The organism is Streptomyces olivochromogenes (genome assembly GCF_001514115.1).
Lineage (GTDB): Bacteria > Actinomycetota > Actinomycetes > Streptomycetales > Streptomycetaceae > Streptomyces > Streptomyces olivochromogenes.
In genome coordinates, this window is sequence record NZ_KQ948484.1 from 37,898 (window position 1) to 48,398 (window position 10,501).

A 10,501-nucleotide genomic window follows, 5' to 3' on the forward strand; every position below is an offset into this window, starting at 1 on the left:
GCTCGGTCGACCGGGCTGGGTCCGCTTTTGGGCCCCGCCGGGCAGCCCTGACGTGGGAGGAGTCGATCACCGCCCTCGACCAGTCCAGCTTGTCCTTCGACCGCAGTTTCTCCAGCAGCAGCACATGCAACTGGTCCCGGACGCCGGCCTCGTTCCAGGCCGCCAGGCGCCGCCAACAGGTCATACCCGAACCGAAGCCCAGCTCCTGGGGCAGGTACTCCCACTGGATTCCCGTGTGCAGGACGAAGAGGATCCCGCACAGCGCCTGCCGGTCAGGCACTCGAGGTCTGCCCTCGACCAGCTTCGGCGCAGGCTTGGGCAGCAACGGCTCGATGAGCGACCATAGTTCATCCGACACGATCCACGGCCTCGACTGACGTTTCCCCACAACCAGACCAACGAACAGACAAGCCAACAGTCACATGATCAACAGCTTTTGTTAGAGCCAGCTAAACCCGCCGACTCTGCTCCCCGGCAGGAACGGGGTGTCAGGCTGGACCCGGTGGTCGAGGTCGAGAGTCAGCCGGCGCGTTGTTGCCGGGTCTGACGGTTCGGGTCGGTCTCTTGCTGTTCGGGGGTGAGGGATCGGGCCGCGTCGCATTCGATGCAGGCTGCCGCGCGGGGTTGTTGAAGCGCGGCAAGAGCCTCCTCCCGGGTGAGTGTCCGGTCGCTGGGGGTGCAGCCAACGACGTGGAGGAGTGTGGCGCCCGGGTGATTGGGCCGGTGGGGCAGGTATTGGAGTGTCCATGCGGGCGGGCTTTCCTGGGACGGGCTCTGCGTTCCAGACAGACGGCTGGTCGGGACATGCTCGTAGGAGACACCAGGGACAGGACGGGCATGCGCGGGAGGCACCCAGACTCGCTGCTCGGCAGGTTCGGCAGAGCCGTGTACTGGTGAAGAGGCAGTGTTCCGACCTTGCACTATTCAGTGCGGCGGGCCCGCCTGGCTCTAGGCTGCGACGATGGAACGCGCAACCGACATACCCGAGAGCTTCCCCGATGCTGCGGAACCGGCCCGGGTGAACGACTACGACAGTTTCGCCGAGGTGTACGCGGCGGAGAACGAGAACAACCTCGTGAACGCGTACTACGAACGGCCCGCGATGTTAGCCCTCGCCGGAGACGTGGCTGGCCACCGAGTTCTGGACGCCGGCTGCGGCTCGGGCCCACTGACCGCCGCACTGCGCGACCGCGGCGCGGTCGCCACCGGGATCGACGTCAGCGCCGGGATGCTCGCACTGGCCAGGCAGAGGCTCGGTGATGACGTAGCCCTGCACGTGGCCGACCTGGGCGAGCGTCTGCCGTTCAAGGACGGCGCGTTCGACGACGTGGTCGCGTCGCTGGTCCTGCACTACCTGGAGAACTGGGGGCCGACGCTGGCCGAGTTTCGGCGAGTACTCAGGCCCGGCGGCCGGCTGATCGTGTCCGTGGATCACCCGGTCACGGCGTACACGTTCCGGGACCCTCGGCCCGACTACTTCGCGACCACGAGCTACACCTTCGACTGGATGCTCGGCGGGCAGTCCACCCCGATGCGACTCTGGCGAAAGCCGTTACACGCAATGATCGACGCTTTCACGACCGCGGGCTTTGGTCTGTCCGTCATCAGCGAGCCGCAGCCTGACCCAGCCGCCCGGGCACTGTTCCCCGATGGCTTCGACGACCTTTCGACCAAGCCCTGCTTCCTGTTCTTCGTCGTCGAGGCGCTGCCGTCGGTCACTGGCCCGGAGTAGCGAGTCGAGGCCGCTGGAGACGTCGAGGTCGCCCAGGTGAGATGACGTCAGGTGCCTGAGCAACCCTGCCACCTCACCTGGGCTCCTCCCTCGGCGGCAGGAGGGGCAGGTCTATTGCGTCAGATGCAACATCGTTAAGTTTGCCTGAAACGGTGCAGTTCAGAAGCCAGACAGCCCCTGATGTCCTCAGCGGCCTCACCTGCCTAAACGGTGCTCTCGCCGCTCTGCTGCACTGGTGAAGAGGCAGTATTCGATCCCTGCACTATTCGTGTACTGGCCTGCGATAGATGGTGCCCACAGTCCGCCGTATCGCCGGTACGGGGGCCACTGGCGAGCCTTCCTAGGCCCGTTGTCCAGGGGTGCCCGTCAACCGGCTGCTGGTGCGCTGTAGGAGAACTTGTGCCCGGCGAAGTCGGCGACGTGGACATACCCAATGCGTTGGTAGAGGGCGTTGCTCGTGGGGTTGTCCGGGTCTGTGAACAGGACAACGTCCGTTGCCCTCGCGGCGAGTGCGCCCCTGCTCGCCTCGACCGTCACAGCTCCCGCGTAGCCGCGGCCGCGGAGGTGGGCGGGGGTGTAGACGGGGTCGATCCGGACCATGCCGCCGATGACCGAGGTCGCGGCTGCCATCGAGACGGGGGCGCCCTCCTGGGTTTCCCAGAACGTGAAGTGCCTGTCGCCGAAACGCGAGTCGTCCCATGCGCCGGCGTCGATCAAGTCGATGGAGTGCTGTTCCCCGACGTCGACACAGAATTCACGGCACCAGCGCACGACTTGCTCACGGTCCTTCCCATCCGTGAGGCGCTCCTGGCCTTTCGGTCGCGGCTGCGGTGGGGTGAGCGTGCCGAGACGGTAAAGATGCGTCCTCCAGAACCTTTCCGGGGCCGCGCCTGTGTGCTGCTGCCATGACTCGGCGAAGGCGCCAGCGGTGTCGTGGTCCGCGATGACGTGGGCGGGTGAGTAGCCGAGGCCGGCCAGGTGGGCAGCCAGGGCGTCAGTCTGCGCGACGGAGAGAGGCGTGAGGCCCAGGCGTCCTCGGGGAGTGAGATAGAAGATCGCGCGAACTTCGCTCTGTGACTCCAGCCGGCCGAACACGGCAGCTTGCTCGTCGTGATCAGCCGCCCTCTGTATCCGCAGCTTCTCGATGTCCGTCAGCGGCGTGTTGTGCAGGGCGGCGCGCGAGGACAGGAAGTCCCCGGCTTGAGCGAGGAAGTCGTCGACGTCTTGGGTGAGGTGCCAGTCATCCAGGGGCATGCTTCATGATCCCGGACGGCCTCGACCCGGGGCCGTTTCTTCAACGCTTTTCCGCCACGAACCGTCCCCCTAGTCCAGCGCGGGCACGTTGGAGTCCTGCAGAGGGCTGGTCCGAGGGAACGTCACGTCCGGGCTGCGAGGTAGTGGGTCCAACTGTCGTTGGCGTATCTGGCCCACGTCTCCGCTGTGGCGGGGCTGAGGCCGAACAGATCGGCGACGACGATGGGCGGGAGCGTGGTGACGGCCTCGATCATGGCTGTGTTTCTGGCGCTGAGGACCGGCAGGCCGTGTTGCCTGAGCAGGTTGTCCACCCCGTGGGGGTTGCGGGGCTGATGGGGGAACTTGCCTGGTAGCAGGTAGGGGGAGGCTTCGTCCAGGGCCCGGCGCATGCGGGTGGTGGTGCGCGGCTGATCGATCTGGTCCTTGATGAGCTGGCCCAGTTTGGGCGGGAGCAGCACAGGGTGGCGGTCGATGGTCAGGTAGGAGCCGGTGTCGTCCTGATAGAACCGGTCCGTGGTGATGTTGATGATCTTGGCGACGGGCAGGGCGTAGAGCCGGACCAGGGCACCGATGATGCGGACCTCACGGGGCAGCGTGCTGTCGTTGAGGCAGCGGCGTAGCTGTTGGTCGTACTCGTCGGCTGTCTGGAAGTTGACGGCGAACGAGCGCCCTCGCCTGGGCAGCTCGACTGGGCCCGTCAGGCGCCGGGCTGTGGCCCAGCGGATGAAGGAGCCGATCACGACGTGCTGGGTGGGGTGGCTGGTGAGCCAGAGGTCGAAGTCCGCCTGGCCCAGGGTGGCCAATTGCTGTTCGCGCTCGTCGAGCCAGGCCAGGAACCTGATGGCGGCTTGCACAGCAGTTTTGCGAGGGTGTGCCAGGCATTGTCGATGATCCTGGGCTGCCATACGGGTTGGTGGCCGCAGGCGTGCATGAGCTGGGCGGTGAGGTGTTGCTGGCCGGGCTGTAGCTGGGGGGTGCGGGCGTGCTGCTGGCGCAGCCAGGTCAGTGCTCCTTCGAGCCCGGGTACGTCGGGCCACCACTGTGTTGCGGCGGGCAGGCCGTTGAGGTGGTGGTGGGCGGCCCACCACATGCGCTGCCAGGACAGCGGCCAGGGTGGGTTCCACCAGGGGTCGAGTGCGGTCAGGCGGGTGCCGAGCCGGGTGGGACGGCCTGCGGTGCGCCGGCGTGCGGCACTGAGCCAGGCGTCGAGGGAGATGCCGTCGATGAGGGTGGGGTCGGTGACGGCGAGGTGTCCGTGGCGTGCGGCGTAGGCCTGGGCCACGGTGAGGGCGCGGGCGGGGGAGCGGCGCCTGGCGGCCCGGCTGTTGAACTCCTCGACTTCCCGGGTGGTGACGCCGAGTTCAGCGAGGAGTGCTCGCTGGCCGGGGTGCCGAGAGCGGCTCGATGACTCAACGAGCACTTTATGGGCGCGGGCCCGGGCTACTCAGTGATCTGCGCCGATTAAAGGAAGTTGTCTGCATGGCCCCGGCCGATGTGGATAATGCAGTGCTTCCAGGCTTCCGAACCGCTGGTGGCCATCCCTCGGCGGCCTCAACCCGTAAGCAACTCCGGCTCTAGCGCACCGCCTTGCCGAGGGCCTCAGCAACCTCGGGGTCCGGCTCCGCCATGCGCACTGACAACGGACCGCCTTCGGCTGCCAGTGCACGCAGGCAGTTGACGACGATGCACGGCGGCTGGAGCGACATCTATTCATGTGCGCTGCAGCAGGTGAGGGCGAGAAGATGATGGTTGCGCTGTAGCGGACAGCCAATCCCACGCCCAGTGACAGAGACGATTCAGCTCATGAACTCTTATGCTTTCACTCTGGCCTTCTCGCAGATCGAGTGCGCGGGGTGCGGTGTGGGACGCATCCGGGGAGTCGACTGCCCCGACTGCGGTCACAGGCCGCAGGCATGGGAGATTGATGCGCTCGGCCTCGCGCGTCGGCAGGCCGCGCACCGGGCTCAGGCTTTGCTGACGCGGTCGGACACTCCGCTTCCCGCAGCCCCCTCGGACACCGCCGAGTCCTTGCACGCCGATCTCTTTGCTCGCGTCGAGGAGTGGACGAGTGCCTTCCTCAAGGCCGCCGCAGCGACAACGCGCGCCGCGACGCAGGAGGCGCAGGATCTCGAATCTGCTGTGCACGAGTTCGCTGAGCTGCGCTCTCTGGTGCAGGGCGCAGATGACAGGCGCCCGCTCAGAGCGCTGGTGAACGCCGAGCGTGAACTTGTCGGTGAGCTGGCGTCCATGACCCGGGCCTACCTTGCCGTGCTGGTGGCCGCCACCCCTCTGCAGGCACAGAAGCACGGTGAGGCCGCGCAGCGACATCTGGACCGTGCCGCAGAAGTCGCACGCCGGGCCGGCGACATCGCGAAGACGTTGAACGCGCTCACGTGCGAGCGGGACGTCGCACAGATCCAGGCCGGTCTGCTGATCAGGGCGCTGGAAGCCTACGAAGTGCCTGACCTGCTTGCCCTGGACAAAGCCGGCCGTGATGAATTGCACCAGTTGACCTCGTCGCGCGGCGTGGACGGCTCGGGGCTCCTGTTCGCCGTCAACCGTGTGCTGGCTGAGAGCCTCTTCGACGGTGAGCAGTTCCGTGACGTCCTGCGCCGTGCCTACACGGTCTTCCGCTCCCGACCGGACGTGCTTCGGCAACTGGCTGCGAATCCCTTGTTCGAGAGCGACTTCCAACAGGCGACATGGGAGCTGTTCGACGGCTCCATGGAAGCGGTGCACGCCGTCGACAACGCCGTCCACTCGCGGCAGACCGGCCGGGCCCTCTTGGGAATAGCATCATCACTGGTGGAAGGGCCGGGCCAGGTCATCGCAACCGTCCTGCTACTCACCAGCGGGGTCAAAACAGCCGCGTACACCAACCTGCGAAACGAGAACGCCACCAAACTCGTCAGCACGGTTCAACGGGAACCGACCCTGCACGGCCTCCTCGACGGGCTAGACAATGATCTGCGTACCGGCCGTGCCCACGCTCTGGTCCGCTACGAAGAAGAATCCGCAGTGATCGAACGAAAGTCCGGCACTCGCATCGTCGCGTGGCCCGACGTGGTCGACGGTGTCTTCCAGGGGTACGAAAGCATCTACGCCTGCCAGGTCGCACTCCTGCAGGCGTTGGGTGAACTGGGGTTTACCGGCTTCGGAATTGGCGGTCTATGGCGCACTCTGGGCATGCCGGCCCCGCAGATGACCACCATCTTGCTGCAGGCGATGAACTGCCACGACGTCACCATCACCGCCGAGGTGAAACGCTGGCGCATCGAAGCCCGCACGGACGGCGACACCTCGCTGCCCACCTTGATAGCGATGCTCACGCCCTACCTGCCGGATGACGTGGACAAACTAGACTTCCGAGTGCACCAGAACGGCCAGACTCACACTCTGGCCGGCCCTTTGGCGCTCTTCAGAGAGTTCTCGGCGTCCACGGACGACGAGGACGCGCGCATGATGGCGTTCCTGCGTCTGCGGCTCACCTGGACGTACGACGATGATCTCTGGCTCTCCACCGATGTCCTGCGCCGGTGGACTGCCATACAGGGCGCACACGTCCTAGAAGCAGAGCCCGCTGCGGCAATCGCACGGCTGCGAAGCCTGCGCGACCTAGCCACGCTCGCCGGCGACGACGCACTGGTCTGGGCCCTGTCCGGGGTCATCCGTCACAAACGGCTCGGGTCCAGTAGCGATGCGAGGGCAGAGCTGTCCCAGCTGGAAGCCTGGTGTGTGTTGTCGGCTGCTTTGCCTGAATGGTGGTGAAGCCAACTCGTTCTTCCAGGCCAGTCAGTCGGCGATACCAAAGGCCATGAATGGGGCAGACCGGGGTGTGAGCCGACCCTCGGGCGCCTGGACCGGAGTTTCCCTTGACCTGGGGCTGCAGCCTGTTGGACTGGACGCTGTTGCCCGGCAGGACGACAGGCTCGTGCCACGGGGTGGAGGCGAACATAGTCGTGCCATGCATCCGGGATCGGTCCCGTCAGTCGTGATCGAGGCACCTCGCAGGGGCCGCTGAGCGCACACGCACCGGGCGCCACTTGACCGCACGTCTGCTCGACACCCGGTTCGAGCCGTGTGTGCGTGGACAGGTCAGCTTGGAGCAGCGCCCTGTACCTGACGGACTAGCGGACACCGCGTGCGGCATCGAGTGCCATGGGTGGGAATGAACGCCCTGTCGGCTTCATCGACCGATCAGCCGCAAGCCGAAAGCCCCGCCGCCGCGTCCGGGTAGAGGAATACCAGCTTGATCGGGCGCCGCCCGGGGCGCCTCCGAGCGACAGACGGATGCTCCCGGCCCGCGAGGTGGTCCGGCCGCTGACCGGCCTTCCTGAGGTCGGTGCTCGAGGGGGTGTAGTACTCGGTGCCACGCCCGTGAGGCGGGCGGCTTCCGCGCTGCGCTACCCGGGGCGGACAGTGGTCCCGGCGTTGGACCGGGCCGGTCAACGTCGTCTGCAGCGCCTGGAATCCAGCGGCGAGGGGCAGGACTGTGGAGCTTAGGGCGTTGGGCATCCGAGCCGGACGGGTCGTCACGGGCAGCGGCGCGAGGGGTGTCCGCGGGAGTTTCGGAGGCGGCCTTTGAAGCTCATCGACAGTCGTGTGCCCGCTGCGGGGTGCTCGCAGGGGGCCTGGTGGCTCTGCGGGCAGAAGGGGGGCGGCGGTGCGGCGACGCGGAGGATATGCCGGGCTGGGCGGGGTGTGGAGCGCGCACGGCCGGCACGGGAGGCGGCGCGGTGCGTGGAGGCGGACAGCGTCCGTCGGATTGTGAGGTCTCACTGTTGTTGCGGTGATTGCGTGCCGTTGGCCTGCGGCGCTGCAGATGGATTGCGACGGATTCTGGACTCTGTGTGGGCTGTTTGACCTGCGATCCTGCAGGTTGGGTGAGACTGCCGCAGGTGCGGTGAGAACGCCTATGGTGGCGGCGGTGCCGGGGAAGCGTGCGGAAGTTGATCATATTCGCAGCTCGGGAGGCAGCACCGGACCGGCATCTGGTGGAACTGATCCCGTCGCAGATGGCGGCGCTGTGCGTGTTCGTCGGCCTCACCGACCAGCTCCGGGTGCCGCCCGCTGACGGTCTGGCGGAGCAGATCAGGGCGGCTTCGTGTGATCACGGGATCAAGCGGTGGCGGCTGTATCTGACGCAGGAGCAGATGGAGTCGGTGGCGTACGGGTTGTGGCTGCATCGGATGACGGGAAGGCTCCTCGTCTCGCCAGCATGCTGTTGAACGGGCGCCAGGGTGGCCGCGCCCGCTCCTCAGCTCCGCCAGGTCCTGAGTGCCAGTTCCGTCGCCTGCTGCACCCGTTCCCGCAGCCGATCGGCGTCGAGGGCGACGGTTGCCGCATCCTCGTCGTCCATGAGCGCGTCGAGCGCGCTGTTCACCGCGCCTGTCAGCGCCCCGGTCAGAGCCGCCGCGCCCACCCGATCCAGTTCGTCGGGGAAGGCAGCCTGCAGGGCCCGCGCGATCTCCTGCTGTGCCGACATCTGGATCTGCAGTGCCTTGCCCCGCACTGCTGGCACCGTGCGAAAAAGCCTCATCCGCACGGCCGCCATCGGGCTGACCATGTCGGCATCGGTTTCGGCGACGGTCTCCAGCGCCCGCACCAGCACGTCCACGGGCCCCTCGGCCGGATCGCGGTTGACGATCGCCTCGATCGTGGTCCGCGCCCGCGCGTCGCTGTCGGGGAAGAGGATGTCTTCCTTGCTCGCGAAGTAGCCGAAGAAGGTCCGGGTGCCGATCTCTGCCGCCGCCGCGATCTCCGCGACGGTCGTCTCGTCGTACCCCTTGCGCTCGAACATCTCCGCCGCTGCGTCGACCAGCGCCTGACGGGTGCGTTCCCGCTTCCTCTCACGCAGGGAAGGCGCCGGGGTGCCGTGCTCTCGTATGACCATGCCCCGAGAATACTGCATTGACAGCTAACTTGCACTCAATGCAAACTCGCATTCAGTGCAAGTATTAGCCGAGTGCGCCAGGGAGACCACGATGAACACCCACGAGAAGACCGTCCTCGTCACCGGCTCCACCGGGAACCAGGGCGGCGCCACCGCCCGCCACCTGCTCGCCGCCGGCTGGCGGGTCCGCGCCCTGGTCCGTGACGAGACCGCCCCGGCTGCCGCCGCTCTCGCCGCTGCGGGCGCCGAGGTCGTCCGCGGCGACCTGGACGACCGTGCCTCCCTCGACGTGGCGATACGCGGCATCTACGGCGTCTACAGCGTTCAGTCCGCCAACACCAACGAGATCCCCCAGGGCAAGAACGTCGCGGATGCCGCCAAGGCCGCGGGCGTGCAACACCTGGTGTATTCGTCGGTCGGCGGCCTGCAGAGCCAGAACCGCTTCTACATGGAGCGCGGCTGGGGTCCCATCGACAAGTGGCAGATCGAGCAGCACATCCACGACCTGGGCGTGCCCGCGACGATCCTGCGCCCCGCCGGGTTCATGGAGGACTTCATCAGCCCGGCGAGGTTCTTTCAGAACGGCGCCCTCACCGTGCCCTGGCATGACGACCTGGTCATGCAGCTGATCGCCATCGATGACATCGGCGCGCTCGCCGCGCTGGTCTTCGCGAAGGCGGACACCTACCTGGGCCAGGCTATGGAGATCACCGGCGACCGGCTGACCGCCCCGCAGATCGCCGCCGCGCTGAGCACGGCGGCCGGCCGGCCGATCCCGCACACACAGGTGCCGCTCGACATCCTCTGGGAGCATGACCCCGAGGTCGCGAAGGTGTTCACCTGGGCGAACGAGACCTACTACGACTCCGACCTCGAGCCCCTGCGCAAGACCCACCCTCGCCTCATGGACTTCGGCACCTGGCTGGAGCGGTCGGGCCGGACGCGGCTGATGGCGCAGCTGGACGCTCTGCAGGAGCGGCCGGGCACATGACCGGCGCAATCGAGGGCCGGTAACCGGCTCAACACAGCGCATCCGGGCGTCTCTGGCCCTCTACGCAGAGGCCGCCGACCGCTCCACGCGTGCCGTCATGGGGGACTTCGGGTGGCCAACCTTGCGGCTATGCCTTTCACGGGAGCGATCCCGATCGTGGATCGGCCAGCCCCCGGGCTACGGCACCCGGGAGGCGTGGGCGGGCGGCTGCCAGGTGCTGAGGTCCTGGTCGGCCTTGCTGGCCGCTCGCGCCGTGCTCCTGGGACAGAGCTGCTGGGCTCCCGCGCCGCATGGCGCAGCCGGTTCCCTCTGGATCTCATCACGCGGCGCGGCCTACGGCCTCACTGGGGGTCAGCCGATGCCGGTGACCTGGAGTGCGGTGGTCCAGTTGTTCTTGATGGCGCTGCGCGCGGCGGACAGGGTGATGGTGCCGTTGCAGACGGCGTTCTTCAGTTTGGTCTCGGTGCCGTCTTTGGTGTAGGCGGTCTTCGTGCCGTAGTGCGGCTCGGGCCACAGGTTGCCGGGGTCGCGGGGCGCACCGCCGAGCTCCAGCGGCACGAGGTGGTCCTCCTCGTAGTCCGACATGTTGGTGTCGGAGTACCCGTAGTCGATGATGCCCTGCGCCTTGAGG

9 protein-coding genes and 2 pseudogenes are annotated in these 10,501 nt (G+C 67.2%); 4 read left to right on the forward strand and 7 right to left on the reverse strand.

From position 1 onward, the window contains the following. Both AQJ27_RS46860 and AQJ27_RS61060 read right to left on the reverse strand, forming a co-directional pair. Positions 1-388, reverse strand: a pseudogene (locus tag AQJ27_RS46860) (transposase); the annotation flags it as partial. A 131-nt stretch (positions 389-519) separates the two neighbouring features. Next, positions 520-921, reverse strand: coding sequence for a DUF6233 domain-containing protein (locus AQJ27_RS61060; RefSeq protein WP_107120737.1), 402 nt, complete (start codon positions 919-921; stop codon positions 520-522). Between the two features lie 40 nt (positions 922-961). On the opposite strand from AQJ27_RS61060, the gene AQJ27_RS46865 reads away from it, so the two are divergent. Beyond that, on the forward strand, positions 962-1,732 hold the full coding sequence (locus AQJ27_RS46865; RefSeq protein ID WP_067384023.1) for a class I SAM-dependent methyltransferase: 771 nt from the start codon (positions 962-964) through the stop codon (positions 1,730-1,732). 366 nt (positions 1,733-2,098) lie between these two features. Here AQJ27_RS46865 and AQJ27_RS46870 read toward each other — a convergent pair whose 3' ends face one another. From AQJ27_RS46870 to AQJ27_RS57050, 3 genes are all read right to left on the reverse strand, one after another. After that, entirely contained in the window at positions 2,099-2,986 is an 888-nt protein-coding gene (locus tag AQJ27_RS46870) for a GNAT family N-acetyltransferase (protein WP_067384026.1), read from the reverse strand. A 122-nt stretch (positions 2,987-3,108) separates the two neighbouring features. Continuing rightward, positions 3,109-3,840 (reverse strand): hypothetical protein, encoded by a 732-nt coding sequence (locus AQJ27_RS46875; protein WP_067384029.1) that lies wholly within the window; start codon positions 3,838-3,840, stop codon positions 3,109-3,111. Beyond that, positions 3,723-4,406 (reverse strand): helicase associated domain-containing protein, encoded by a 684-nt coding sequence (locus AQJ27_RS57050; protein ID WP_159064616.1) that lies wholly within the window; start codon positions 4,404-4,406, stop codon positions 3,723-3,725. The genes AQJ27_RS46875 and AQJ27_RS57050 overlap by 118 nt, the downstream gene beginning before the upstream one ends. Positions 4,407-4,789: 383 nt before the next feature. Between AQJ27_RS57050 and AQJ27_RS46880 the strand changes: the two genes are divergently transcribed. Together AQJ27_RS46880 and AQJ27_RS46885 are read left to right on the forward strand one after the other, a co-directional pair. Then, positions 4,790-6,754 carry a hypothetical protein gene (locus AQJ27_RS46880; protein ID WP_159064617.1) on the forward strand — a complete coding sequence of 655 codons (1,965 nt, stop codon included), beginning with the start codon at positions 4,790-4,792 and terminating at the stop codon, positions 6,752-6,754. Positions 6,755-7,935: 1,181 nt separating this feature from the next. Beyond that, positions 7,936-8,214 (forward strand): DUF6417 family protein, encoded by a 279-nt coding sequence (locus tag AQJ27_RS46885; protein ID WP_159064618.1) that lies wholly within the window; start codon positions 7,936-7,938, stop codon positions 8,212-8,214. A gap of 29 nt (positions 8,215-8,243) precedes the next feature. On the opposite strand, the gene AQJ27_RS46890 is transcribed toward AQJ27_RS46885, so the two are convergent. Beyond that, positions 8,244-8,879: a TetR/AcrR family transcriptional regulator gene (locus AQJ27_RS46890; protein WP_067384035.1), complete on the reverse strand. Its 636-nt coding sequence runs from the start codon at positions 8,877-8,879 to the stop codon at positions 8,244-8,246. Positions 8,880-8,970: 91 nt separating this feature from the next. On the opposite strand from AQJ27_RS46890, the gene AQJ27_RS46895 reads away from it, so the two are divergent. Next, a complete protein-coding gene (locus AQJ27_RS46895) occupies positions 8,971-9,870 on the forward strand; it encodes an NmrA/HSCARG family protein (RefSeq protein WP_067384038.1) in 900 nt (299 codons plus the stop codon). A 351-nt stretch (positions 9,871-10,221) separates the two neighbouring features. On the opposite strand, the pseudogene AQJ27_RS46900 reads toward AQJ27_RS46895, so the two are convergent. Then, a pseudogene (locus AQJ27_RS46900) lies at positions 10,222-10,501 on the reverse strand (hypothetical protein); the annotation flags it as partial.